Below are 25,761 nucleotides of genomic sequence, written 5' to 3' on the forward strand. Positions count from 1 at the left end.
GGCAGGGAGCAGGGGAGCAGGGGAGCAGGGGAGCAGAGGGGCAGAGGGACAGAGGAGTAGTTCATCTCCCTCATCTCTTCCTCCTAAAACTGCTACTGCTCCCATACCGAGAGCGCTTCCTATAGTTAAACCACCAAGTTCGCAAGAGGCCATTGACCAGCTGGAACAGGCGGTGCGTCTAGATGTTGCACCCAACTCCAATGAGCCGATTGACAACAATCAAGCGATCGCTCTCCAGCAAGAGCTAGAAAATCTCATTGGCCGGGTGGAAAGCGCTCATTTAGCGGTGTCAGCCGATGCGGTTAAAGAAGGCGTTGGCATATCTGAGGGAAAACAGTCCTCTAGGCATTTGGAAACCTACAACTCCCAATCTGTCAAGGAGCAGCCAATACAATTAGCCTCAACTAAATTGGGTGGGCTAGCCACAAGCAAAGACCAAGCCTTGGCACAAGCAAGGGTAATTTCCAAAAACTTACCCCAATTGATTGCCCAAAAAAACTATGCTCTAGCTCGTCAGCAGTGGCTGGCAGCAAAGACAATTTTGTGGCAGCAGTTCCCAATTGATCGGAGGTTAGCTCAACCAGAAATTCGGGCAGTTTGGTTAGATAGGGGGACGATTGTTCGTGCTGGTAGCAAGGCGGGATTAGCCCAGATTTTTGATCGCTTGGCCCAAACTGGGATTAATACTGTCTTCTTTGAAACTGTTAATGCGGGCTATACCATTTATCCCAGCCAAGTTGCAAAAGAGCAAAACCCCCTAATTCATGGGTGGGACCCACTGAAAGATGCGGTGAAATTAGCCCATGAGCGCGACATGGAATTACACGCTTGGGTTTGGACTTTTGCTGCTGGCAATCAACGGCACAATGAGATTATCAACCTTAATCCAAATTATCCAGGACCAGTGCTGGCGGCTCATCCTGATTGGGCAAACTACGATAATCTTGGCAAAATGATTCCCGTTGGTCAGACTAAGCAATTCTTTGACCCAGCCAACCCCGAAGTGCGGCAATACTTACTCAAGCTGTACGAGGAAATCGTTACTCACTATGACGTGGATGGTCTACAACTAGACTACATTCGCTACCCCTTTCAAGACCCATCAGCAGGTCGAATTTATGGTTATGGCAAAGCTGCAAGAGCGCAGTTTCAGCAACTTACTGGCATAGATCCGATAAATATTTCCCCCAGTCAACCAGAACTATGGCAAAAGTGGACAGCATTTCGCACTGAGCAAGTTGATAGCTTTGTTGCGAAAGTATCAGAGCAGTTGCGACAAAAACGACCGAATTTGATTTTGTCGGTTGCTGTATTTCCTTTGCCAGAACAAGAGCGAATTCAGAAAATTCAACAAAACTGGGAAACTTGGGCAAGACGGGGAGATGTAGATTTAATCGTTCCCATGACTTATGCTCTAGATACTTCTCGCTTTCAACGACTAGCCCAACCCTGGATCGCCTCTAAACAATTGGGAGCTACATTGTTAGTGCCAGGAATTCGCTTACTTTCTTTACCAACAATCGGGACGTTCGATCAACTCCAGTTGGTAAGGGACTTGCCAGTTAGTGGTTACGCACTCTTTGCCGCAGAGAATTTTAATAACGATCTACAAAAGCTTTTTATTAGTACCCAAGGCAGAGTTCAATCTACAAAAAGTGAACCGATTCCCCACCGCCAACCTTTTCAAACTGCCGCCATCCGTTACACTGCGCTGCAACGAGAATGGAAATTTGTTTTCCAAAATGACCCACCAGAAAGACCTGCCCAGACAATATCAGATTTTAACAACCAGGCAGAAGTTTTACGCAGTGCTTTAAATCAGCTTGCTGCTTCCCCTTCTCCTAGTAATTTACTAGTGGCAAAAGCCTCTCTAACTCGATTCCAGTCTCAATTTCGAGTATTGATGAGCCAAGAAATTAAGTCGAATTCCTATCAAGTCAAAGTTTGGGAAAATCGACTTGTAACTATAGAAAGACTATTGCGTTACGGCGAACGGCGGTTGCAGTTGCATCCCTAGTGAAGAGGCATGCCAATACTTTTCCGATAAACCCAACAATCTCTCTTGTGGTCTGGAGAAAGCTTACTGGGTTTGGGGTAAAGGCAAATTTAAACCCTTTCCCCCTTAACCGAAAAGTATTGAGAGGCAGGGGAGTAGGGGGAGATAAAAGGGACAAGGGAGAATCATTGAACAAGTTTCTTCTTTGTATCTTCCCAATTCAGAACTACCAAGATATAAGCCACTTTGTAATTATTAACATAATTTTTGCTGTGTTTATATCCCAAATATTCCTATTTATTTAGGGCCAAAATATTGGAGAATACTTAATATAAGCAGCTTTAGATAACTATTTTTTGATATATAAAACTAGAGGTAACACCAGTATCAATACTGCTCAGTTAAGCATTTTTAACTCGGAACTGAGTTTGGGTAAAAGGTTAAAAGTTTTTTAATTCCCCTTTCCCCTTACCGTTTTCCCCAAAATCCGACAAGTATTGACACCAGTTTTAGTTCGTTTGAGGTAGGATATTAAATTCTCGTTAAGAGACAATTACCCAAGTACAAATGGTCACTAGCACGCGCTATAGTACTGACAGATACGACAAATCGAATCATCTCATTGGAGTTTCTGTGAATAGTACCTCCCGTGTAGCAGAAGTAGCATTGCGTGAGGGTAAAAGACGATTTCGCACTATATTCAACGCCACTTTCCAGTTTATCGGATTGCTAATAACAGAAGGCATCGTGCTAAAAGCGAACCAAACAGAACTCAACTTTAGCAGACTACAACCACAAGATTTAGTTAGGCGTTCATATTGGGAAATATGGTGGACGCTAGTTGAAAATTTTAAACATCTGCAATATTTATTCTTCTCCAGCCCAGCAGTAATTTACATCTGCAATAATTGGGAAGATTTTGCTAGTAAATTTATGAACAAAAATGTTTTTCCTATCATGGGTTATCAAGTGTGGAAAAAAGTTAAACATTCTGGCTTTTGGACTTGCCATTTCTATTCGATTAGAAATGTTATTTGTAAAAAAAATTATAGATATCTACAAATATAAAATCTTTGTCACAAGTACATCGTGATTTGGTATAAAGTTTACTGTCATTATATCATTAAATAATAAAAAATAAATTGAGGTAACTTATGCCCAAAATTTTAATAATAGAAGATGAGGAAGCAGTCCGTGAAAATATTTTAGATTTGCTAGAAGCTGAGGATTTTGAAACCATTGCTGCCGCTAATGGTAGGATCGGCGTGCATTTGGCTATCTGTGAAGTTCCTGACTTAATTCTCTGTGATATGATGATGCCAGAAATTGATGGTTACGGCGTTCTAAGCGCGTTACGCCAAGATCCATCAACGGCAACAATTCCCTTCATTTTTCTCACTGCCAAATCTGCCAAATCTGACTTTCGTCAAGGTATGGATATGGGGGCCGATGACTATATAACTAAGCCCTTTAGTCGGGCTGAGTTATTAAGTGCCATCATGAATCGGTTGGAAAAGCACGCTACTTTAAAAAGATATTTATCTACTCAGACTAGAATTAACAACTTGTCTCCCAAAATGCAGTTGTTAGAAATTTGCTTGCACCGAGCTATCAAACAACATAAATTCCAGGAATTTGAAATTTATTATCAACCAATAGTCGATATTGCTTCTGGGAAAATAGTAGCTGCTGAAAGTCTATTGCGCTGGCAAAGCCCAGAATTGGGGATAGTTTACCCAACAGAATTTATCCCGTTAGCAGAGTCTACAGGTTTAATTGTTCCAATCGGTAAATGGGTATTAAAAAGTGTATGTAAACAGATAAAAATCTGGCGTGATGCCGGAATTAATTCCTTGATTGTTGCTGTCAATCTGTCAGTAATTGAATTTAATCAGCCAGATTTTATTAATAAAATAGTCAATTTTATAACTATCAATGATTTGCAACCAGATGACTTAGAGCTAGAACTTACTGAAAGTATGATTATGCAAGATGTAAATAGTGCGATCGCTACTATGAGCAAATTGCAATCCTTGGGTATCAAAATTGCGATCGATGATTTTGGTACAGGCTATTCTTCTCTAATTTATCTGAAAAACTTACCAATTAACACATTAAAAATCGACCGTTATTTTATCCATAATGTTGCTAACGATCCACAGAAATCAGCAATTACTGAAGCATTAATTCAAATGGGTCACAATCTCAATCTAAATGTAATCGCTGAAGGTGTAGAGACGGAAGCAGAACTTGCTTTTTTGCGCCAACAAAACTGTAATTCTATGCAAGGTTTTCTATTTAGTCGTCCATTACCAGCAGCAGAGTTTGAAAATTTTTTATTGACTAACAAATGCTTATATGTATGAATATTGGGCATTGGGCATTGGGCATTGGGAATGAGAGAGTAAATTATTTTCCCAGTAACTTAATGGGGTGACTAAGTAAGCAAAATCGGACTTTAGACTGGCGACAATTATTAAGTCTCAAGTCTAAAGTAAGAAAATTGTGTCATAGTGTCCACCGTCATGAAAGTTTTTGCGCGTTTATTGCTACCAGTTTTTTTAATGATTTTGGCAGCAGCCTGTAACCAGACACGCGCTTCCTCAGATAATCCCATACCCCAAATATCTGTATCTTCTGCCCAACGGACACAGAATCCTACACAGCCAAAAAATATTGTTCGTACTGAAGCACTTTCACCTACACCCATTCGGATAAATCTGAAGAATTTACCAGCACCCTTTGCAACAGAAAGTGCTTCCAAGCGGCCTGAAGTTGTGCCTATTCCGCAAAATCCGGTGCTGCGCGTACCAAGAGGCTTTACAGTTAACGTCTTTGCTGAAGGTTTAGATGCCCCACGCTGGCTAGCTTTAACTCCCAGTGGTGATGTTCTGGTGACTGAAACCGGGCAAAACAGAATTCGTTTGTTACGTGACAGCAACGGTGACGGCGTAGCCGATGTTCGAGAAACCTTTGCTAGTGGGGACAACGGACTCAATAGACCCTTTGGTATGGCTTTTGCAGATAATTCCTTTTTTCTGGGGAATACAGATGCTGTGGTGCGTTTTCCCTATACTCAAGGTCAAAACAAGATTACAGGTAAAGGAGAAAAAATCGCCGACTTGCCCGCTCAAGGTTATAACAACCATTGGACGCGCAATGTCGTTGTCTCACCCGATCGCAATAAATTATATGTCTCAGTTGGATCGGGAACTAATGTAGATGAGGAACCCCTACCACGGGCTTCAATACAGATAATGAATTTAGATGGTTCCCAGCAACAAACTTTCGCTTCCGGCTTGCGTAACCCTGTTGGTTTAGACTTTCATCCTGAAACTAAGGAACTTTACGCCAGTATTAACGAACGCGATGGAATCGGTGATGATTTGGTTCCAGACTATTTAACACGGGTTAAACAGGGGGCATTTTATGGCTGGCCTTATGCTTATCTGACACCAAACAACCTCGATCCGCGTCAAAAAACGGATGGCAAAAGTAAACGCCCCGAATTAGCAGCCCGTACTCAAACGCCAGATGTCCTATTCCAAGCGCATTCAGCAGCATTGGGTTTGCAGTTTTATGATGGGAAAACATTTCCAGAAAAATACCAAAACGGTACTTTTGTTGCTTTTCGTGGTTCTTGGAACCGCGATCGCGGTACTGGTTATAAAATTGTATTTGTTCCCTTCGATGGTAAAGGGCGATCGCTTGGCTACTACGAAGACTTTCTCACAGGCTTTTTACTAAATCCTTCTGTACCAACCACTTGGGGACGACCTGTAGGTTTACTGGTGCTGCCAGATGGCAGTTTACTGCTAACAGAAGAAGCCAATAATCGGATTTATCGGATTCAGTATACGGGGGGATGAATAATTCCCTAGAGTAAAGTTACAGCAGTTGTGACTGTATATCCCTATCCAGGTTTATCCCGTTTACGGTAAATTACAGAAAAATACTAATACTTATCTGGTTGAGAAATTCATTATGACTCCCAACGAAAATAATACTCAGTCAAATATGAACGAATTGCCTCCACATTCAGGCACACGATACTGGGGTGAGGTGGAGGTGATCGAGGAGGGAGATACCTATAGAATTAGCCGTGTTGAAATCAAGCCCAGACACGGCATCAAACCACAAATTCATTATCACCGCAATGAGCATTGGGTTGTAGTTTCCGGTGTAGCCAAGGTTACTTGTGGCGATGCGGAAATATTACTGAATCGAAACGAATCAACTTATGTTCCCGCAGCAACCCTACATAAGGTAGAAAATCCTGGACACATACCGCTAGTCATTCTGGAAATTCAAAATGGTGAGTATTTGGGCGAAGATGATACTGAGCGCCCTTATGACTTAAATTTGGTCAAATCTGGAGCTGAAGGTTAGGCCATGCTGAGTTAGGATTTCAGATTTAAGTGATTAATGCCCAAATCAAAACCACCCTTCTTGTTCGAGGGTTTCAATCAGCTGCAAGCCACGGGGATCGCCCACTCCTAACAGTGAAGCTTTCGCGTCTTCCCGGACTCCTAGGTCTTGGTCTTCGGCAAAGGCTTGAATTAGAGCATCGATCGCTGTGGCATAAACTACATTAGAAGGCAATTCGCGGCACAGTTGACCAATTGCCCAAGCACTGTTGCTTCGCACTGCTGCCACGGGATCTTTGACTAAGGCTTCAATTAATGGTGGTATTGCCCCTATAACTGCTTCATAACCAACCTCTGCCATCTGTGCTAAGGCGCTAGCAGCCCACAAACGCACTGCGGAAATGTCAGTTCTTAAGGCATCTGCTAGGGGCGGTAAAGAACGGCGATCGCGACAGTTTCCTAAAGCCCAAACAACGCCTTTACGCACGTAGCCATTCCAATCACTGTTTAGTTGAGCAATTAATGGAGCCACTGCTTCTGAACTGGGATTGCGTCCGAGAGCATAAGATGCGCTCACCCGGACTAAGGGACAAATATCAGTTAACAGGCGAATCAGATGAGGGGTAGCACGCGCATCTTCTATATCACAAAAAGCACGCGCTGCTAACATTCTTTGCTGGGGCTGGGGATTTTCCAGGAGGGCTAGCATCACTTCAGGATCGGGCTTCGCCACAACTGAATCGTCAGTTAATGGCTCTATTTTATCTAGGGGGCTTTCTAGTTCCTCCTCAATATCGAGTAGGCTTAGATCGTCTTCGTCATACATAATTTCATTTCAATCCCGAAAAGGGATTAACACATAATCCCCCGTGCCAATAAGTTAAAACTTTATAAGTTGCGTAATTATACACTTTCTTTTCCCCTCGTCGAATTTTATCCAAACGAGAACCGCTACATACTCAAACACTAAAGTATATTACGGCTATCCTCTATTTTATTTTTCTGCACTCAGGAATTTTACCATCCACAGGGATTGGGTTTGATAACCTAACTGATTGTAAAGATTTAATGCGGGTTTGTTTGATTGAAACACTTGTAATCCAATCTGGCGATCGCCTCTTTGAATAGCCCAATTTTCCACATATTGCATTAAGGCTTTACCAATACCTTGCCGCCGATGTTCTGGTACAACGTAGAGGATAAAGATGTGAGCATGGCGATTACCCTGTACTTGATCTATAGCATTGCCCACCCAAAGGCAGGCAATGGGGCATGGGGAATTGGGAATTGGGAATTGAGTATAATTATTCTCCTTGTCCCCTTGTCCCCTTGTCCCCTTGTCCCCCTGATCCCTCTCTTCTTCTACCCACCACAAGGGCGTATCGCTAGAAAAGTATTGCTTAACTGTTTGCTCTAGGTGAGAAAAATCCTCATTGGGAAAGAGATCCTGATAAGTTCGGTGCATGAACTTAAGCAGTAGCGATCGCTCCAATAAGGAACCACGGCGAATAATATACCCCGGTAGTAGTTGCTCAGACACTTCTGGCGTTTATTGAGTTAACTAGCTGAGTTTTGGACTGTTGGTGGCAAATTAGCAGGAGTGGGTTGAGAACTTACCCCAACCTCTTCAATTGGTGCCGGTGCTGCCATATCAGAGGGTAAAAATATGCGGGCGCTAACTGCGACTAGGGCAAAGACAAATACCAAAACTACAAGCAGTGGAGCGATGTATTGACGAAAAATAGCCATATTTTAATTGCAAAGTAGGCTAGGAACTCTTATGAGAACTTAGCTCAAGATTTATGAAGTATTCTTTATTTTAGCAATTTTCTGTATATCGAAATAGGGAATAGGGCATTGGGCATTGGGCATGGCTCAAGAATCAATAAATAGTTCTTCTTCCCCTGCTTCCCCTGCCCCCTGCTCCCGCAGCACTATTAGCTGCGCTCCAAATCATCAAGCACTCTTTCGCAATACCAATTTTCCGGCATCCCAGGATAAGTTTCCTTTGCCTGTTCAATTAACCGTTCGGCTGCGGCAGTGTCACCAGATAATTTAGCGATCAGTCTGTTTTTTAGATAGCTATCAGATACATCATCGTCTATCTGGTTTGATATCTCTTGATTTGTTGATGGTCGGGACTGATCTCTTCGTAACTGCCAAAATAAAACGTAATAAAGTGTCCCAAAAATTAAAATTAGGCTGAGTGTTCCGAAAAAAGTTAAGAGGTTAAATGCTAGAAATCCTAGAACTAACTGCGAGAGAACATAGCCAAGTAATAAACCAGTAAGTAAGAGGATGAATGTACCGACAGCAATAACTACTTGATTCCCCATATATCCTCTTCTTCGTCCTCAAGTCCTGGTCTGGATACTGCCACTGGCTGAGGGTTCCAGGGGGCAAATACTGGTAATAGGAGTAGTCCTGGTACGGCGGCGGCGATGGTAATTAAGAAAAATACAGGCCAACCCGTGCTTTGAGCGATCGCGCCTCCAGGGGCCGACAGAATATCGCGGCTGACAGCCATTAAGCTGGATAACAAAGCATATTGGGTTGCGGAAAACCTCTGGTTACAAAGACTCATCAAAAAGGCAACAAAGGCTGCTGTCCCCAATCCACCACAAAATTGTTCTACGTTGATGGCAAATACCATAGCTTGGTAGTTTTGACCGATGTATGCTAGAAAAAAGTAAGCTAAATTACTTACTGCTTGTAGGATACCAAAAACCCAAAGCGATCTATTGATACCAATAGCACTCAAAATTGAACCACCTGCTAAAGCACCGACAATTGTCGCAATTAACCCCATCCCCACTTGAATTGCCCCAATGTCGGTTTTGGTAAAACCTGTTTGCAGCAAAAAAGGCGTGGTCATATTGCTCAACAAAGCATCACCTAGCTTGTATAGGGTAATGAATGCAAGCATGAGAATAGCTTTGATAACCCCTTGACGCTGAAAAAATTCCCCAAAGGGCAAGATGACAGCATCAACAAGAGAAGCTGGAGGGCTAATTTCCTTGGGTTCCGGTGCGAACAAGGTCGCAAAAATACCAATTACCATCGTCCCTGCCATAAACAAGTAAACCGATGACCAAGGTAGTTTGTCAGCAAGTATCAAGGCTAAAGCACCTGCGACTAACAGGGCAATTCGATAACCTAAGATAAAAACTGCTGCACCAGCCCCCATTTCTAGTTTTTCTAGAACATCGGTACGGTAGGCGTCAACGGCGATATCTTGAGTTGCACTGATAAAAGCGATGACTATGGCGTTGATGGCTAGTAGTTGTAATGCTTGTTTTGGTTGTTGAAAAGCCATGAATGCGATCGCTACAATCAAAGCAATCTGCGTCAAAATTAACCAACCCCGTCGTCGTCCCAAAATTGGTAAGGTGAACCTGTCTACCAACGGCGACCACAAAAATTTTAAGGAATAAGGCAAACTAGCGAGGCTAAACCAACCAATAGCGGCTAAATCTACCTTCTCTACGGTCATCCAAGCCTTTAAGGTATTACCGATTAACAATAACGGTAAACCCGATGAAAAACCTAAAAATAATAAAGCCGCCATCTTGCGACTACCGAAAACTCCCAGTAGCGATTTAATTTTCCTCATAGTTTCAACTTTTAGCCTCTTTTGAGGAAATATCAATAAAATCCAACGAGGAAATGTAAAAGCATATCATGTAACTAGTACCTATAAAGGTTTGAATTATCAGAGTGGCGGCAGTTCCTTATTAATCCCGATGGGGGATTGAAACTGTCATCGCTGCTGTGTGAATTTCCGCAAACATGACAAACTACCAAGATTTACTTGGGTTAAATACAAATTCAGGATAACCTTATAGTGTCAGCGTTTTATTAACTTTCTTGAATTGGATAAACCTGATGCCCCCTGATTTCTACTCTGTGTGTGGCAAGGCATTTTTCCCAACCTTCACGCGTACCAATGTCGCTTTTTTGGTTAAGCAGCCCTAATTCCTGTTCTTGTTGGGTGAGTTTAGCAAATTCTTCGTAGCGTGGGTAGTTGCTGGTAACAAATGTTTCCTTACGATGCAAAATCGGCGGATTTGCCCTAGTTTCGTAGTCTCGATGAGTGACGAATAGGGTTTTTAAATCAATACCGATGCTGGCTTTTAACGCGGGGTGAGGATCAGTATCGAATTCGGGGTAAGACAGATAGGATATTTGCGGCTTATCAGTGTGATATTTGATTAACGTAGCTTCATCGACACGGCCAATGGTACGGCTAGCGCAACCTTCACAAATTCGTAGTATGGGGTCAAGTGCTGCTAATGCGGAAACATGTACATAAAGCGCACCGCGCGTATGTTTACCAATTTTGCTTTTTTCGCAAGCAGTTTGAATTACCCCAGGTTTACCCAAGCTGAAAAGCTTTTGGTCAGCTACTTGACAAGCTTCTTCATAACTACTAAAAAAGGCTTTGATATCGTGGCGCATTTCTGGGGCTAGTTTCTGCCATGCAGGGCGTTTATCAAAGTGGGTGAGGGCGAGATACACTTGGATATCTAGAGAACGACGATAAGCGATCGCATCCCATTCAGCCTCATCAGTAGCTTGCAAAACTACACCAAAGGCGCGGCGGAAGTTACCAAATTCGCTCAGTAATTCCTGTTCATTCTCCAATTCGCCTTTTACGGGTAGTCTACCGCGTTTGGTAAAGAAAGCCATGAGTGGTTGCAACTGTTCTTGATAATCTTCAAATCGCTTAGTAGGGATGCGGACTCGCGGTGTAGAAGTCGCAGAAAAGAAGCGGATAGCTTTGTAACTTTCTTTTTCAGCTTCGTCTCGAAAAACAAAGTAAACGCCTAGTGCGATCGGTACTGCATCTACATTTAGGACTTCATCAATATAGGTTTTGAGTTCTTGTTGTTCGTAATATTTCTGGAAAGTATTGCGGCGCGTCACAATGCCATCATTGTAAGCAAGTTGGGTTTTGCTGGGAGCGTTAATCAGAATTTGAGCCGCGACAATTAAAACTTTACCGGTGAGTTCCCAAGCTTGGATTAGGCTTTGACGGCGTTCCTCTGAGTCTTCAATGACGTTGAGGACATAGCCCAAGTTGACCACATCGGCGGGGATGTGTGGGACATCGGGATAGTAGTAAGGGTCCCAGCCTGCGCTGGTGTAGCCTAAGTTTTTTACTCGCTGGACATCGCCACCGTAGCCGCAGCCGTAGTCAAAAAAAGTGGTGTCTTGATTGAGGATTGACCCTTCTATAGCCAGTCGTACAGGGCGAGATATATCAATGCGAGCGATCGCAGCTCTATGACGCTCGATTTCTAGCGCTTCAGGCATAATATTATTTGTCAGTTAACAGTGAACAGTTAACAGTCAACTAATATCCTTTCAATTTTTAACCGCCAGTTCAATTAAATCTTCAATTTTCTTGATATTTGGATCGCCTGCTAAGTAGCCAATTCCTCGATGCAAATGTAAGCGGAATTGGGTGGCGAGGGTTTCTTTATCGGTGGGATAACCGTCATTGTGACAGCGTTGCTTGAGGGCTAGGAGGAGTATATCGGACATTTCGCCACCAAAAACGCGCCAACTCATTTCGACGTTGCTATCTTGGGGAATTGGGACAGGGGAGGGTGTGGTTGATTCTGCGAGGGAACGACAAAATGCCCAACGGCATAGGATATTCCATTGGTCAATTTTGGTGCTGCGCTTAAGTTTGGTAAGTTGGTCTTTAGCTGTTTGGGAGAGTTTTATCCTTTCAATCGGTGATTCCATTATCTTCCTAAAAATTGAGGTAGTTTTCGTTCATAAACCCAAACAGTAGCGAACCGCAGTTTCAACTTCAAGCATCTTGGAGTCAGAAATCTTGCCAGATGGATCAGCAGGAAAGCGATTTGGATCTAAAGAACGAATTTGAAAACATAAGAACACTGTTTCTATAAGCAATCCACTGTCGCCAGGCGAGACTCGGATATTAGTTGGATAATCACGCTTAATATTTGTTCCTTTCGTACCGACAATTACAGTCACAACTAAAGGTGATTGATTTATAGCATCTATAGATAAAACTAAAACTGGTCTTGTTCCTGCCTGTTTTCGGCCCAGCACTGGATTAAGATTGACAAAATAAATTTGTCCTCTTTCAATGCTCACAGTTTTTCCAAACCATCCATTTCTGTAACACCAAATTCATGATTGATAGAGTTAATTTCTGTTTTTATATCTAAATCACTAGCCATTGCAACTAGTTGTTCATTCATATATTTAACATCAGTAAATTTATTTACTATTTGCTTTTTTTCTTGCACTTGTTTTGCGATCCGTTTTAATAACCATTCTAATTCTTCTAATGACAGAACACGTAGGTCATTCTCTATTTTTAATAGATGGGGCGAGTTCATAATTGCTTATCTACTTTCCAAAGGTCGTGATATATATTGTAAATATCTTTTTTAAACGATATCTATTACCAAAAATATTGATTTTCTATCACTGTTGTTTGGCGGGTGGAGGAGTCGTATTTGAGGAGATATTCGCGTGCGATCGCTTCATTTTCTCGCAGTGTTTCGACTTCTTTCTTTCCAATCTCAGTATCCGTAGACAACAAAATTACTTGATGACTGGCGGATGGAAAGTAACGTTCAACTAAGTTGCTGCGATGAGAGGAGTCTAGTCTACCTAATGGCGTATCGATTGCTACTGGTAGGCGGTGTCCAGAGACTTTGGCTAAACCCCAGAGAAAGGCGATCGCAAGTAATTGTTTTTCGCCTGCTGATAAACGATGTTTAGGGACGGGTTTACCATTTAAATCGTAAAGCAAAAGGCTGAAAGTCTTAGTATCAATAGTGATGCGATGCACTAAGTCTGATTTATGGAGAAGATAAAGGAAGCAATTTTTCACTTCTTCTTCTAATTTATTGAGTTTTCGCAGAGTTAATTTTTCACGAAAAATCTTGAGTGTATTTTGAACTTTAGCCGCAGAGGTAATAATATGTTCGCTATTTTTATGCTTAATATTTTCTACAGTATAATCACTTAATTCTCTTTTTGACTTAGCAATAATAGTTTCTAATTCAGCTAAACGGCGGCGAATAGTTTCATAATTTGCTTTAGCTTCAACAACTTGATTTTGTGCCGCTTCTAGTGCTTGATGCAGCTTTGTATAATCTTCTGGTGCTGCTGCTGTTTGCACCTGTCTTTCTAGAGTATGAATTTCTTCTTCTTTATTTTTGAGAATAGCTAATTTCTCTTTTGCAGAAAGTTTAGAATTTTGTAAGTGATATATAAGATTATCCAGTTGACTTAAAGTTTCATCATCAGCTAATAACCAAGGTGCTTCCGTCTGGAGAGTCTTTGTATATAAACTATCTACATCTTGGATTAAAAATGATTGAATTTTTTCAACTTGTATCGGAGAAATTTCTACTTGATGTAGCCAAGCGAGTAAACGCTGATCTCGTTCAATTAACAAATCCTTGGAGATTTGTACCTGTTGATGGCGAAATTCCTTTTCTCCCTGTGTCTGCGCCTGATTAAGCAAATTGGGAATTAATGCTAGAGGTAAAACATCAGCCGCCAATTCACACATTGACTGACGTACTTGTTCAATTTCCGCAGTTTTTGTATTTTGCTGTAGTTCTAGTTGATTGCGTTCTGCTGCAATCTTCCCACCTTCAGAAATGAATTTATCAAAAGCTTCTTGCTGTTTTTGTTCTAATTCTTCTACCTGATTTTTGAGAATTTCTACTTTCTCTTCTGTGGTTTGATAATCTTCTTGCTGTTGGGTTAACCTAGTTTCAATTTCTTCTAGATTTGCTAAATCCTTACTATTACCAACTTCTTTAAGTTTACGGTTAACTAAAATATCTAAATCAACCGCTAAACGATCTGCTAACTCTAGCCCTAAAAGTCCACGAATTGCATCTACTACAACTGGTGGTGGTGTTTCCTGTTCTGCAAGTTCTTTAACTTGTTCACCATCAAAGAGAAATAAGTTAGAAATCCCTAATGGCAGGAGATTTTCAATATATTCATCCCAGATATTAACTAAAGCATCCGGCCATGTATCACTGTCGCCTAAAATCCCTAATGTATCCTTACCATCTTTAGGATTTTTTGTCCAACTACGCACAACACGATATTTTATTGGTTTATCGTTTTCAATATGTTCAAAAAGTAATTCAATCCGCGTGTCTGCAACTGGATCTATTTTATTGTTAACGCATTGATTGAGAAAATCGCTATAACTTAAATTACCACGAGTAGAACATTGGGCACGGGGGCCATAAAGGGCGAGACGAATGGCATCCATAAGCGTGGTTTTTCCGCCGCCATTCATCCCACCTAATAAGATAATTGGGTGTGAGATTTCCTCATCAATTTTTGGGTTAAGATTGATTACCTGTTTTCCACTGTAGGGGCCAAAGTTTTGTAGAACGAGTTCAAGAAATATCATTGATTTTTAAGATTAACATGAGTTCGACAGCGATCGCAGAAGCAGAAAGTTTGTGATGAAAGGAATCAGATAAAATTAATTAGATGGTTTTGTCTGACGCATTGAGAAAAAATATTGTCTATGAAATATAGATAATACCATCACTAACTGTTAAGAAATGCGATTGTATCTGTCTCGGTGTTGGTAAGCGTGGCTAGATTTGCACACCTCCAGCTTGAAAAATCTGTTCGGCGGTTAAATTCAATTCTGGGAAAGTAGGCGAGATAATATGGGTATCGCCTTTAAATTGAGTAACTTGGTACTCACCATCAATTAATTGATAAATGGATATAGTAGGCAGCTTAGGATTGCCAATAAACTTCCTAGCACCTATAGCCGCATAATCTATAATCCAATATTCGGGAATACCTATAGCTTCATAATCAGCTAATTTTTTGTAGTAATCATCTCGCCAATTAGTACTAACAACCTCAATAACTAAGGGAATAGATGTAGCTTGAGATACAGTTGATTCTTTTTTCCATAAAGGCTCATTCACTAAATTTGGTCGATTGATTATTAAGATATCTGGTGAATAAGCTGATTCACCTTCAAATGGCTTAACTAATACAGTTTTTGGAATGAAGTAAGGAAGTTTTTGTCGCCCAATTTCGATAGATATATTTAGAGCCAAAAAACCAACAACATCCTCATGATCTCCCACTGGTTGTGCCATTTCAACAATCACGCCATCATGTAGTTCGTATCTCCCACCCTCCGGCCGCCAAGCTGCAAAATCTTCAAAAGTTACTAATTTGTGTATGGCTTGAATCATAGAACCTCGCTTGTTTTAAGATAACCCAGCTTTGTCAAGCGTTCTTTAAGTAGTTTGGTTGACTCCCGTCTTCTATTATTTTGAGTTTTCCTTTTTAAATTTCATACTTGCCCAAGTTTGAGGTTTTTCAGTCTCCTCTGTAGGAGGAGTTGCGGATACATTATTGTTTGAATTTACAAATACTTCATTTGCTGTATCTTTTATTTCATCCACGACCTCAGCATCACCCAATGTCAGTTGCTTAAACTTTTCCCTGAATTTTACAACATCGCCTTGACTAATTGCTTCTCTTAAATCGCGTTTTAAATGAGCATTATCAATTGCATCTTTTTGGGAGCGCGAACTCGTATCAAAACATTTCTCTAAAGTGTTGTATATTCCCGTGCGACGAGTCTTTTTGCGATATTGGTGTTCTGTGTCTAATAGCTTTGCCATGAGTTCAAAGTGCATAGTATCGCCTTCACAAATTTCTTCTAGTACTGCCCATTCATCTACACCTAACAGGCTATAATCAGCACCAGGACGTGGGTCTGTGAACTCTTCACCAGTCACTTCTTGATAAATTCGAGGTAAGCTATCATCAAATTCGTGTTTTTCTTCTAGCCAAATGCGGCGAATTTCGCTCATTTCTTCTAGAGTAATTAGGGTGATGTCGCGCATATTTTCTGGCGCTGTCCGACGGGTTTTTGTTTGCGCTTCCAATAATCGTCTAAGCCAATGTTCCCGCCAATATTTGGTATAGGGGCCAGGTATTGGTTCAACAGATATTTCCCCATCTTTGTTACGCTCAAAAAGTTGGACTTCACCCCAAATTCTTCTAAAGTCTCTCTTATCCCAGTCCTCTTTAATGTCTAGTTCATTACGAATATCCAATAGAGGTTGCATCCATTCTTTGTCTTCATCATTCTGGATCATCGCTTCCATCGATTTATCCTGACTCACCAATGTGCAAACCCAACAGCCAAATCGGGAATCACCACAACTAGGAGTAGAAGTATCAACAACTAGAGGACACTCATTATCTGCTGTTGCACCTCGATACAAAGTAAATAAGTCTTTGTTGTTTCCTCCCCAAGGATTCTGCCACTGCATCAAGTAAAGCCATACTTCATCATTACGCCAGTCTTCGATAGGAGTATAAACGAGAGAGTTAATCAAACTCGATCTAGGACTCAGGCGATCGCGCACCCGTCCTTTTTCGTGCTTTTCCATAACGGTCGCACGTTTGTTGCTTTCAGCCTTACGCATACCTAAAACGAGAATTACTTCACCATTATCTCGAACCATATTACGGATAAAGGTATTCGCAGGCTGTATTTTCAGCCGTTCAGTACACCAGCGAAACCGCATACGCGGCGCAGGATAGCCTTTGCCAATTAAGTTTACCCAAAAGGTATCTTTGACTGCGGGATAAAGCAGATGAGTTTCAATTGGCATCTCTCTTTCTTTTGCAGCAGATGCGAGCTGGTGCATGGATGTACGAACCCAAGCAGAAACAATTGGATTTTCTACCTGAGTATCTGTCGTAATAACATGAATTGTTTTAGTTCTTTTTTCTGGAGGAAGAGCAGCGATCGCATTCCAAACAAGTTGCAATACAGCACTCGAATCTTTTCCCCAAGACACGCCTAAAACCCAAGGTACTTGGTCTAAACAATACAATTCTTGAATTTCGGTGGTGAGAGCTTGGATATAGTCCACTAACTCTGCTACAGTACGTGCTTGCTGACTTTTATTTTCTGGTTGTTGTGCTGTAGTCATTTCTCCCTACCTCTAGAAACACTGGTCTAATATCTGGACAAATAGAATTTGCAGTAACACAGACAAAATCCACTTCCGTGGGTTGAAAAAAGTTTTTAAAAACTTTAGAAGTGATATATACTTTTTTAGAAAATTAAACTACATAATACAATTCTGTTTTTAAAATTTAACATGAAAGATAGTGCATCTGACCCAACTGCTGACATAGCTAGAGAATACCTGGAACGGGAAAACAAGGAAAAACAGGTACTAGCTTTACTCCTAGAGAAGTTTTTAGGGAGAAAAGATCAGATTCTCGTTCAAAAAACCGAGATGGGTGGTACTGAGGCTTATGTTAGCTCTGTTACACTGGAATGGTTTGCAGGCCGGGTTCACTTCGCCTCTGGCTTACCTCTGTTTCAAAAAAAGTATAATCCTGAAACTGATAATGTCGAGATTGACGCAGATAGTATTGATGAAATTCAACAGCGTCCCCTTGATTGGTCACGTCAAGCGCCACTAGTGCAGTATTTGGCGGCTCGACACAACCATAAGTTTCCGCCAGTGCTGGTAGTAATTAATCAACCGTGGGTGGATAATCCCAAAGCTGCTGAGTGGGATAGCGAAGGACGCGCCACCAAGTCTACTACAGATTTTATCCCCTTAGATAAAGACGCTAAAGTAGGTCTGCTAAATATTTCTGAGGATGATGTGACTATTTATGCACTGGATGGTCAACACCGATTAATGGGTGTACAGGGGTTGATGGAGTTAATTAAAACTCGCAAACTCCAGCGATATAAAAAAGATAAAGGTGCTGATGACAGTTTTATTACAGTCAATGATTTGATAGAAAAGTACCAAGTAGACCTTGCTTACTTGCAAAATTTACCCAAGGAAAAAATTGGTATTGAGTTCATCTGTGCGGTAGCGCCTGGGGAAACTCGCACCGAGGCGAGGCGGAGGGTGAGATCGATTTTTGTTCATGTTAACCTGATGGCTGCACCCTTGACTAAAGGGCAACTAACACAGTTGAATGAAGATGATGGTTTTGCGATCGTTGCTAGAAAAATTGCAGTTACACATCCACTATTAGAACAACGACAAGAGCGCAATCCTCGTGTTAATTGGAATAGTGCAACGGTGGCTTCCAATTCTACAGTTTTGACGACTTTGCAAGCTCTACAAGATATGTCTGAGCGATATTTAGTTCATAAGTTTCCTCACTGGAAACCCTTGGAGAAAGGTTTAATCCCCATGCGTCCAGAGGATGAAGAAATTGAGCAGGGAATTGAGGAATTTAAAAAGCTATTTGATTCTTTGGCTAGTCTTTCTAGTTATAAAATTTTAGAACACGAGGATACACCTGCTTTACGGCGCTTCAGCTTTGAGAAGGATGGAGGTGAAGGAAATATGCTTTTCCGTCCAGTTGCTCAAGTTGCATTAGCGCAAGCTTTAGGAATTTTGGTTTTTAAAAAAGGTTTGTCCCTGGCAGATATTTTTAAGAAACTGCGGAAGTTTGACCAGCAAGGTGGTTTTAGTGGTATGGAATATCCCCAATCTCTCTGGTATGGGGTTTTGTATGATCCAAATAAAAAGCGGGTGCAGGTTGCTGGACGAGATTTGGCGGCGAAGTTATTGATTTACATTTTGGGTGGAGTTCAGGATCACATGGAATCTGCTGAACTTCGTAAGGCTTTAGCAGATGCTAGGACTGTGGAAGATAAAACTATAAGTTTTGATGGCGACTTGGTTGAACCAAAAGCTGTAGGACTTCCGCCTATTCTTTAAATCTGAAGTTAATGGATACTAAGAACATATAAAATTTTCCAAAACCGAGCTTTAAAAATAGAAATACTAGCTATTAACGAAATTGCTCTGCAATTGTTCTACTCACAAAACGATTTGAGCCTAAAGGATCATGCTCAGGACATATAACACGTAGGTTGGTTGGATTCATGGCACCTTCAGGGTGTCTAGGAAATACAGTTAATTGCCCATTTTCTACAGTTTGATTGCAGCCACCTTCATATTCACAGGATCTACGTACAGACAATAGTCGAACAATCCAAAACGGGTGGGGAATACTCTGTTTTCCTAATTTTGGATGAACTAATGTATGTGGTTTAAGAGAGACATCATACAAAGATACTCGATTACTTTTATGAGAATTACACCATCCACAAGCTAATCGGAGATTATCTTCTTCGTCACCACCTTTTGAGAAGGGAACAGCGTGATCGACTTCAACACAAATATGACGTTCTTTCAGACCATGTAAGGTCATATAGTCAACGAACAGAGGAAGAGGAGCTTCATTATAGTTTATATAACTTAAGAACTTATTTTCAGCCCACTTAGTAAATTTATATCCACAAATCCAACAACGTTGTTCAGGGCCGTAGATATCCCATAATAATTTCCTATCATATAGGCTAGGAGAAATACGTTTTCTAGTCTTTCTACGCTGGACTTCTTTATCAACCAATCTTGCAATATATGTTGAAATTTTATTTCTTTCTTCTTCAGTAATCCCAGAGAAAATAACAGGTACTCTTCTTTGAACTGTTGTAAATATGTGAGCATATCCCTGGTTAGAATTAGCAAATAAAGCTGGGTCACAGATTGATTCAATAAACCACTGCGTCCAGAGTATATGGATATCAGCTCTCAACAAAGTTCCTCGACCGCTCATTACGAAGTCAGGAACTCTTTGATTGGCTATATTGCTTAAGCATTTAATATCCCAAAACTCTTCCAGTTTATCTGCTGTAGTGTCTAGAAAAGAGCTAATTTCTGCAAATTCCATAGTTATATATAAAAAGTTTAAGTACCAAGTGGATCGCGATATTGATTTGATCTTGGTAATCTCTGTGGGTCTTTTCTATACTCTACCCAAAGCTTTGACCATCTTTTTTTGATACCAGGAACATCTTTTTTAACTCCTTTTAGATTCCAGTCACGATTAAAGTAGTTAGGATCAACGCCTTTCAACCATTGATCCACAAGAGAGGGGATATCATTTGCACTATCAATGCCAATACCTCGATCACCGAGAAACTGGAAGAAATCTGCCGCAAGGATAGTCAAAGATGTTTGATTAAAAATATTAGATCGGGTTGGAGAACCCCAGTAATGGTAAGCTTCATCGTTATTTTGTACTGCTAATTTATCACGTACTGAAGTCCAGAACAAAATAAATACATCTCTCCAACAACCATCAAGTCTATGCCAATAATCAAAAGCACTTTCACATTCTTCAATTTCCCAATTCTCGACAATTTTTGAATCAGGTAAGAAATCACGTCTCCATTTGTCAGCATAATCAACACTTTCGTGAAAAAGTTTACCTCCTTTTAAATCACGAAAAATTTTTACTATAGATGAAAGTACATTCCATTTCAGCAAGTCTTTCCTATTATTATTAATTCCTCTGTCAACCAAATCATAAAATGGACTTTTTGGATATCTGGTAAGAAATGTTACTGCTCTTGACTCTTCAAGCTTAATACCAGCAGCTTCAAGTCTATCTGATACTCTAGTCAATTCTTCGTTAGAAAGACTAGTCGATATAATAGTTCCCAATAGAGAATTTTTTATGGGTGTTGCCTTTTGATTCACTACTACAAATTGAAAAACTTGCTCTGCTGGATCATTATTCATAAGGAGTGAAACTGGAAGTTTACGTGCTACATCAGCTTCTATCTTTCTTTGAGCTTCTTCTGGTTCCAATTGTTTATCTATAATCAATTTTTCTAGTACATCTTTATATATATCTTGGTTAACTATTTCTTTTGCTGATCCAATTGCTGCTCGAAGTCTGTGTTGTCCATCAACAACTACTATAGGACGTAGGAAGGCAATCATTGAATCTTTGGAATAGTCTAAAAATTTGTCACCATCAAAAGTATCTTTTATCTCTTCTAGTACAGAGATATAAGCTGCGATTTCTTGCCAAAAATCTAAAATATGAGACTCATCGTTTAATGAAAGTCCTAAATTACTATCATCATCTGTTTCCTCAATAGTCTCTTCTTCATTTTCATCAAATGTATCTTGATTATTACGATCACTTTGTATAATTTTTGCACGTTGTTTCAGTTCTCGTATCATTTTTTCGGGAACTAGTTGATTGGCAAGATCAGGCACTCTCACTTCTAAATCTGCTTTTACTCTTTTAAGTAATTCCAGCAAACTCAATTTCTCTAGTAACTCAGCGTTAATGGTTAAAAATCCTTGCTGAATACTCTCACTATCATTACCATGTGTTTCAGTCGCTTCAAATTTAATAAGCGATTCATTAGGTTGACGCAACGCACACAGTAAAGGATTCTGAATTATATTTTTTTCATTACGGTAAAATTCACTTATTTCTTTAATACGTTTACTGTTTTCTTCTCTTTGGAAACCAGTAGTTTCCTTAGATTGTGCCCCAATTTTCTTTTTCTGCGGTACTCCTGCCCAAAGATCAATCTCTATTGCAGAAGCTGCAAAAAGTACCAACCAATCACCAGAACTCGTTTGTTTTATACGAACTGCTTTATATTTAAAATTATGCATATTTTTTCCTAGTTATATAAAACGACTTAAGTCAAAATTTGTTTCTTCTTGTAGCATTTCATTAAATCTTTCAGCCATCAAAATTAGAAGCAGCCTTTCTGAATAGTCTACTGCACCTCTTAACTCATTTTGTAATATCTCAAGCCCACCATTAGCATATTCTTCAAACATACGAAGGCGTTGATTTTCATATTTTTCGTTCTCATAAGATAAAATATTAATTTCTTTAGCTTCAACAATTGCTAGTAGCTTGATTACCAAATCATATCCCTTAATTAAGAAATGTTCTTGTCCAATAGGTGACGGTTCTCTTTTAGAAATTTCACCCAAAGCCACCCGCTTTTTATGCTTGACACCCAAAGCTGCTGCAAACACAATCACATCAGCATAGGTTTGAAAAGGCCCTGTTCCACCATCTGAAGACGTTAATGTTAAATCCTTTACTAACTCAGCTTTATCTTTAGCAACCCTGATTCTGCCAGTTTCTGCCATTGTTATAATATTTAACGTGTAGCTATCTTAACCGAAAGTTAGAAGCGATGCCTACGGCTGGCTACGCCTACGCACTGAATAGCCACATTATTTTATACTAGTATGTGGGCGATCGCTAAACAAACAAATTATCCACTAACATAGTCCATCCTGGCACTGCGGGTTCAGCTTCAGCCACCTCACCACGGCGATAAACTTGCGGTTCTTCAGGATTACTAGCGCGATATACTCTGATAACTTCCTCTTTGAGTACATCTACATCCCAAACTACCAACGTACCAGCCGCAAGATAATCACGGCGTTTATTAGCCATTTCTTCCTCAGCTTTATCACCGTAATCATTTTCACTTCGCACCTCAGCAGCAAACACAGGCGCACCATTAAGAAACTTTCCGCCTGTAGGTTTGCCAGTATAAAACGCAGCATCAGGACTTAAAGAACGACGGTTAGGAAGATTGACAATAAAACCGACATTAGCAGGCAAAGCATAACCACTTTTTTTCAGACGTTCATAATCTCGTAAACTTGCATAAATTTCCCCGCCTGCACGTCCTGGTAAAAATCCAGTTGGAGACATTAGCACCAATTTTCCTTTGACAATCTCTGCTTTACAATTGTCAGGTAAGTTGTACAAATCTTCAATAGTTGCCTCAGTTTTAATACTCATAAAACATCTTCTAATTAGTTAGGGATAATCTCAATTTAACAATCTTCTCTTCCCTCTGCGTTCTCTGCGCCTCGGCGGTTCGTTTCTCCAAAACTTATATTGCAAACTGAACATCCTCATAAACCAAAGATATCGGAAAATGAAAATCAACACTAGTTAAATAAACCTCATCCCCTTCTTCATAAGGATGTAACTCCCAGAGTCCTCTATCATTTAACCGGAAGCAATCTAAACCAATTTTTTCAGCATCGATAAGGACGTATTCTTGCAAAGTCTGAATGCGACGATACCGCGTAAATTTTGTACCTCTATCGTAAGCTTCCGTACTTGGGGAAAGAACTTCAACAATTAAACAAGGATATTGGAGAAATTGAATAGCTTGTTTATCCCGTTCATCGCAACTCACCACAACATCGGGATAATGAAAAGGCCCGTTTTCAGATACACCTACTTTCCCATCCGCCATATTCACCCGACACCCACTCCCTCGCAGGTAACTTTTTAAGGCTGAAGCTAGGTTTAAAGCAATATCATTATGGGGAAGAGTACCCCCAGTCATGGCAAATACTTCACCATCAATATATTCATATTTAATTTCTTGGCGTTCTTCCCATTCCAAATATTCACGAGGCGACATATAGTTTTTGTCTGGACTGGCAACCATAACCTCATTCCTTCCTTTTTCTCAACTTTAACTAAAAACTTCCGCGCCTCTGCATGAAAAAATTACCCCTCCGTTCTCACCGTCAAAACCTGCGGCGGCGTAGAATCTGGAGGATACAAAAAGTCCACCTGTACTTCTCGCTTCCCACCCGCTAACATTTTCAGCGTCACCAACGGTTCACCCCTTTGTCCCCGACGCTGTACCAAATGGACATAGCGCGTTTTTTCCACACCACTATCATCGATGTAACGCACCCGCACCGTTCCGCGAAAGAATATTTGTTCTACACCTGGCTTTAAAAACAAAAGTCTATCTGTTCCCCCTTCATCCTTCACAGGAGTCTGGATTGATACAGTTACCGTCTGAGTTTGGTTAGTAATATTTCTGAGGGGTAAAGTCAAACTGTATTCAACACCATAGTTACTGTGAGCAAAGTACGCTGTATCAGGATAGCGTTTTAACATTGGTGCGCTTTGAATTTGTCCAGTGCTGAGAGTAATTAGATGTACAGTTCCCAAAGGATAAGAAAACGCCTTTCCTGATTGGGGTATCGTTAACTCAGACACATTGGAATTATCCGTAAGCTGTGTTTGCCATTGCGTTCCTTGGGAGACACCAGCGACGCGACTAAATACTGTTGGTTCTCTGGGAGGGTCGAGAGGTGTAGGAATGGGGTCGCGTTTTCCTGCTAAACTGGCTGTATCCAAAAGCTTTTGCCACTCGGCTAAGGTGGGTGGAATATTACTATTTTTGACTAAATTTGCGAGATAAACTGGGCTACTACTTGCCAAGCGCATCATCGTAGTGCGACCGTTAGAAGCAGGAGCCTGTACAGGAATGGCTAAATTCGCTAGGATTTGCGTTTCTTTTGGTTCTATCACCAGCTTTTCGGGAAAAATCCCTTGGCGAACTCCCCGCAATACATCATTCATTGTGCGATCGCCTGGCCCAGAGTAAACTGTACCTTGGGGATTTTCCACCATATCAGGTAAAGCGATAAATGGCGCTTCTCTGGTGAGGTAACTAGCTGCTTGTAAAACTTGCAGTGTGACAGGTTCATTCCCTGGATTATGTACAATTATCCCTTGGTAAACAGTGCGGCTTTGGGCTGATGTTTCCGCCCTGACGATATGATGAGCAAATATATCAAATCTGCCTTCAAAGGGATAATTTAAATGTGCTGACTGTACTTGTTTCCCATCAGGGGGGAAAGTTGATAGCAAAATTCCTTCAGTTGTTACCAATTCGGGACTATTGCTGTTAAAGGTGGGAATAATATCGAGTTTTCCTGGTAGGGGGCGTACTTCTTGCGGATGTACTTCAACTCCGGCAATATATTGTGGCGGAACCGTGTAAATATTTAACGCCCGACATATCAAAGCTGCAACTTCGCCTCTAGTAGCGCTTTGCCGTGGTTTTAGCTGTTTGACATTGGGATAATTGACAACAATACTATTAATAGTCGCAGATGCGATCGCATTTTGGGCATAGTTAGGAATTTGTCCCGCATCGTTAAAATATTGTTGTAATATCTGCGTTGGGTTGGATATAGGGCTGTAATTTTTTCCACCAGCTACGACACCAATAATTTGGGCGCGAGGAATTGGCTGGTTAGGCTGGAAAATCCCACCGGGATAACCAGAAAAAAATCCTTTTTGGTAAGCGGTAGAGATTGCTTTATTTGCCCAATAATTACTGGGTATATCTTTAAATAACGTAGCAGTGCGTTTCACTGGTGAATCAGGAAACGCATTTAGCATCAACACTGCTGCTTCAGCGCGTGTCACTGTTGCTTCTGGGCGAAAACTACCATCAGGGTAGCCTGTAATCAGTTTACGCTCCCCTAGTTGCTGGACACAATTTTTTGCCCAATAGCTTTGGGTGTCAGAAAAGGCTAGGGCGTTGGGGGTTGATAGAGTTAAGAGTGAGACAACAACTGCTGTAGTTTTTCGGAGAAGCATTAGTAAACTTTAGTATAAACTAAAGCCATTAAAGCATTTCACGGGGACTTGAGAAGTTAAAAGGAC

24 protein-coding genes are annotated in these 25,761 nt (G+C 40.8%); 6 read left to right on the forward strand and 18 right to left on the reverse strand.

The features are described from left to right. From G1O98_RS14860 to G1O98_RS14880, 5 genes are all read left to right on the forward strand, one after another. Positions 1–2,017 (forward strand): family 10 glycosylhydrolase (locus tag G1O98_RS14860; protein ID WP_163929509.1); only part of this gene is annotated, 2,017 nt, incomplete at its 5' end. A 546-nt stretch (positions 2,018–2,563) separates the two neighbouring features. After that, entirely contained in the window at positions 2,564–3,064 is a 501-nt protein-coding gene (locus G1O98_RS14865) for a hypothetical protein (protein WP_163929510.1), read from the forward strand. 86 nt (positions 3,065–3,150) lie between these two features. Beyond that, positions 3,151–4,362: an EAL domain-containing response regulator gene (locus G1O98_RS14870; protein ID WP_163929511.1), complete on the forward strand. Its 1,212-nt coding sequence runs from the start codon at positions 3,151–3,153 to the stop codon at positions 4,360–4,362. 159 nt (positions 4,363–4,521) lie between these two features. Next, positions 4,522–5,865, forward strand: coding sequence for a sorbosone dehydrogenase family protein (locus G1O98_RS14875; RefSeq protein ID WP_163929512.1), 1,344 nt, complete (start codon positions 4,522–4,524; stop codon positions 5,863–5,865). Positions 5,866–5,980: 115 nt separating this feature from the next. Further along, complete coding sequence (locus G1O98_RS14880; RefSeq protein ID WP_163929513.1) at positions 5,981–6,385, forward strand: phosphomannose isomerase type II C-terminal cupin domain; 405 nt, start codon at positions 5,981–5,983, stop codon at positions 6,383–6,385. A 45-nt stretch (positions 6,386–6,430) separates the two neighbouring features. Here the strand turns inward: G1O98_RS14880 and G1O98_RS14885 are convergent, their stop codons facing one another. The 12 genes from G1O98_RS14885 to dndC form a co-directional block, all read right to left on the reverse strand. Next, positions 6,431–7,189, reverse strand: a complete 759-nt coding sequence (locus G1O98_RS14885; protein ID WP_163929514.1) for a HEAT repeat domain-containing protein — start codon at positions 7,187–7,189, stop codon at positions 6,431–6,433. Positions 7,190–7,357: 168 nt separating this feature from the next. Next, positions 7,358–7,903 (reverse strand): GNAT family N-acetyltransferase, encoded by a 546-nt coding sequence (locus G1O98_RS14890; RefSeq protein ID WP_163929515.1) that lies wholly within the window; start codon positions 7,901–7,903, stop codon positions 7,358–7,360. A gap of 17 nt (positions 7,904–7,920) precedes the next feature. Then, positions 7,921–8,112, reverse strand: coding sequence for a hypothetical protein (locus G1O98_RS14895; protein ID WP_163929516.1), 192 nt, complete (start codon positions 8,110–8,112; stop codon positions 7,921–7,923). 188 nt (positions 8,113–8,300) lie between these two features. Beyond that, positions 8,301–8,699: an ABC transporter permease gene (locus tag G1O98_RS14900; protein ID WP_163929517.1), complete on the reverse strand. Its 399-nt coding sequence runs from the start codon at positions 8,697–8,699 to the stop codon at positions 8,301–8,303. Then, positions 8,684–9,976, reverse strand: a complete 1,293-nt coding sequence (locus G1O98_RS14905) for an AmpG family muropeptide MFS transporter (RefSeq protein WP_175586683.1) — start codon at positions 9,974–9,976, stop codon at positions 8,684–8,686. The genes G1O98_RS14900 and G1O98_RS14905 overlap by 16 nt, the downstream gene beginning before the upstream one ends. A 245-nt stretch (positions 9,977–10,221) precedes the next feature. Continuing rightward, a complete protein-coding gene (locus G1O98_RS14910; protein WP_163929518.1) occupies positions 10,222–11,679 on the reverse strand; it encodes a DNA phosphorothioation-associated putative methyltransferase in 1,458 nt (485 codons plus the stop codon). 51 nt (positions 11,680–11,730) lie between these two features. Next, on the reverse strand, positions 11,731–12,117 hold the full coding sequence (gene dndE, locus G1O98_RS14915) for a DNA sulfur modification protein DndE (protein WP_094345020.1): 387 nt from the start codon (positions 12,115–12,117) through the stop codon (positions 11,731–11,733). 30 nt (positions 12,118–12,147) lie between these two features. Further along, entirely contained in the window at positions 12,148–12,495 is a 348-nt protein-coding gene (locus tag G1O98_RS14920) for a type II toxin-antitoxin system PemK/MazF family toxin (RefSeq protein WP_163929519.1), read from the reverse strand. Beyond that, positions 12,492–12,743, reverse strand: a complete 252-nt coding sequence (locus G1O98_RS14925) for a hypothetical protein (protein ID WP_163929520.1) — start codon at positions 12,741–12,743, stop codon at positions 12,492–12,494. Before G1O98_RS14925 ends, G1O98_RS14920 begins: the two co-directional genes overlap by 4 nt. A 65-nt stretch (positions 12,744–12,808) precedes the next feature. After that, positions 12,809–14,797, reverse strand: a complete 1,989-nt coding sequence (gene dndD, locus G1O98_RS14930) for a DNA sulfur modification protein DndD (RefSeq protein WP_163929521.1) — start codon at positions 14,795–14,797, stop codon at positions 12,809–12,811. Between the two features lie 193 nt (positions 14,798–14,990). Continuing rightward, positions 14,991–15,611, reverse strand: a complete 621-nt coding sequence (locus G1O98_RS14935; protein ID WP_163929522.1) for a Uma2 family endonuclease — start codon at positions 15,609–15,611, stop codon at positions 14,991–14,993. A 75-nt stretch (positions 15,612–15,686) separates the two neighbouring features. Further along, a complete protein-coding gene (gene dndC, locus G1O98_RS14940) occupies positions 15,687–17,372 on the reverse strand; it encodes a DNA phosphorothioation system sulfurtransferase DndC (protein ID WP_163929523.1) in 1,686 nt (561 codons plus the stop codon). A 171-nt stretch (positions 17,373–17,543) separates the two neighbouring features. Here dndC and G1O98_RS14945 point away from each other — a divergent pair, with 171 nt between their 5' ends. Continuing rightward, entirely contained in the window at positions 17,544–19,142 is a 1,599-nt protein-coding gene (locus tag G1O98_RS14945; protein WP_163929524.1) for a DGQHR domain-containing protein, read from the forward strand. 73 nt (positions 19,143–19,215) lie between these two features. Here G1O98_RS14945 and G1O98_RS14950 read toward each other — a convergent pair whose 3' ends face one another. The 6 genes from G1O98_RS14950 to G1O98_RS14975 form a co-directional block, all read right to left on the reverse strand. Next, positions 19,216–20,160, reverse strand: a complete 945-nt coding sequence (locus tag G1O98_RS14950) for an HNH endonuclease signature motif containing protein (RefSeq protein WP_163929525.1) — start codon at positions 20,158–20,160, stop codon at positions 19,216–19,218. Between the two features lie 17 nt (positions 20,161–20,177). Beyond that, positions 20,178–21,911 (reverse strand): hypothetical protein, encoded by a 1,734-nt coding sequence (locus tag G1O98_RS14955; RefSeq protein ID WP_163929526.1) that lies wholly within the window; start codon positions 21,909–21,911, stop codon positions 20,178–20,180. A 12-nt stretch (positions 21,912–21,923) separates the two neighbouring features. After that, a complete protein-coding gene (locus tag G1O98_RS14960) occupies positions 21,924–22,403 on the reverse strand; it encodes a DNA phosphorothioation-associated protein 4 (protein ID WP_163929527.1) in 480 nt (159 codons plus the stop codon). 115 nt (positions 22,404–22,518) lie between these two features. Further along, positions 22,519–23,070 (reverse strand): Uma2 family endonuclease, encoded by a 552-nt coding sequence (locus G1O98_RS14965; protein WP_163929528.1) that lies wholly within the window; start codon positions 23,068–23,070, stop codon positions 22,519–22,521. 94 nt (positions 23,071–23,164) lie between these two features. Continuing rightward, positions 23,165–23,734 carry a Uma2 family endonuclease gene (locus G1O98_RS14970; RefSeq protein ID WP_163929529.1) on the reverse strand — a complete coding sequence of 190 codons (570 nt, stop codon included), beginning with the start codon at positions 23,732–23,734 and terminating at the stop codon, positions 23,165–23,167. Between the two features lie 62 nt (positions 23,735–23,796). Next, positions 23,797–25,695 (reverse strand): DUF3370 family protein, encoded by a 1,899-nt coding sequence (locus tag G1O98_RS14975; RefSeq protein WP_163929530.1) that lies wholly within the window; start codon positions 25,693–25,695, stop codon positions 23,797–23,799. Positions 25,696–25,761 lie beyond the last annotated feature (66 nt).

Origin of the sequence: Nostoc sp. UIC 10630, from assembly GCF_010747425.1 — a bacterium.
GTDB lineage: Bacteria > Cyanobacteriota > Cyanobacteriia > Cyanobacteriales > Nostocaceae > Nostoc.

What these genes read in the sequence shown, in the direction of transcription:
- G1O98_RS14935 (WP_163929522.1), bottom strand. Translation starts at nt 15,611, where the DNA reads ATGATTCAAGCCATACACAAATTAGTAACTTTTGAAGATTTTGCAGCT.
- G1O98_RS14870 (WP_163929511.1), top strand. Translation starts at nt 3,151, where the DNA reads ATGCCCAAAATTTTAATAATAGAAGATGAGGAAGCAGTCCGTGAAAAT.
- G1O98_RS14955 (WP_163929526.1), bottom strand. Translation starts at nt 21,911, where the DNA reads ATGCATAATTTTAAATATAAAGCAGTTCGTATAAAACAAACGAGTTCT.
- G1O98_RS14970 (WP_163929529.1), bottom strand. Translation starts at nt 23,734, where the DNA reads ATGGTTGCCAGTCCAGACAAAAACTATATGTCGCCTCGTGAATATTTG.
- G1O98_RS14885 (WP_163929514.1), bottom strand. Translation starts at nt 7,189, where the DNA reads ATGTATGACGAAGACGATCTAAGCCTACTCGATATTGAGGAGGAACTA.
- G1O98_RS14925 (WP_163929520.1), bottom strand. Translation starts at nt 12,743, where the DNA reads ATGAACTCGCCCCATCTATTAAAAATAGAGAATGACCTACGTGTTCTG.
- G1O98_RS14910 (WP_163929518.1), bottom strand. Translation starts at nt 11,679, where the DNA reads ATGCCTGAAGCGCTAGAAATCGAGCGTCATAGAGCTGCGATCGCTCGC.
- G1O98_RS14965 (WP_163929528.1), bottom strand. Translation starts at nt 23,070, where the DNA reads ATGAGTATTAAAACTGAGGCAACTATTGAAGATTTGTACAACTTACCT.
- dndD (WP_163929521.1), bottom strand. Translation starts at nt 14,797, where the DNA reads ATGATATTTCTTGAACTCGTTCTACAAAACTTTGGCCCCTACAGTGGA.
- G1O98_RS14880 (WP_163929513.1), top strand. Translation starts at nt 5,981, where the DNA reads ATGACTCCCAACGAAAATAATACTCAGTCAAATATGAACGAATTGCCT.
- G1O98_RS14975 (WP_163929530.1), bottom strand. Translation starts at nt 25,695, where the DNA reads ATGCTTCTCCGAAAAACTACAGCAGTTGTTGTCTCACTCTTAACTCTA.
- dndC (WP_163929523.1), bottom strand. Translation starts at nt 17,372, where the DNA reads ATGACTACAGCACAACAACCAGAAAATAAAAGTCAGCAAGCACGTACT.
- G1O98_RS14960 (WP_163929527.1), bottom strand. Translation starts at nt 22,403, where the DNA reads ATGGCAGAAACTGGCAGAATCAGGGTTGCTAAAGATAAAGCTGAGTTA.
- G1O98_RS14900 (WP_163929517.1), bottom strand. Translation starts at nt 8,699, where the DNA reads ATGGGGAATCAAGTAGTTATTGCTGTCGGTACATTCATCCTCTTACTT.
- G1O98_RS14945 (WP_163929524.1), top strand. Translation starts at nt 17,544, where the DNA reads ATGAAAGATAGTGCATCTGACCCAACTGCTGACATAGCTAGAGAATAC.
- G1O98_RS14865 (WP_163929510.1), top strand. Translation starts at nt 2,564, where the DNA reads ATGGTCACTAGCACGCGCTATAGTACTGACAGATACGACAAATCGAAT.
- G1O98_RS14950 (WP_163929525.1), bottom strand. Translation starts at nt 20,160, where the DNA reads ATGGAATTTGCAGAAATTAGCTCTTTTCTAGACACTACAGCAGATAAA.
- G1O98_RS14895 (WP_163929516.1), bottom strand. Translation starts at nt 8,112, where the DNA reads ATGGCTATTTTTCGTCAATACATCGCTCCACTGCTTGTAGTTTTGGTA.
- G1O98_RS14875 (WP_163929512.1), top strand. Translation starts at nt 4,522, where the DNA reads ATGAAAGTTTTTGCGCGTTTATTGCTACCAGTTTTTTTAATGATTTTG.
- dndE (WP_094345020.1), bottom strand. Translation starts at nt 12,117, where the DNA reads ATGGAATCACCGATTGAAAGGATAAAACTCTCCCAAACAGCTAAAGAC.
- G1O98_RS14905 (WP_175586683.1), bottom strand. Translation starts at nt 9,976, where the DNA reads ATGAGGAAAATTAAATCGCTACTGGGAGTTTTCGGTAGTCGCAAGATG.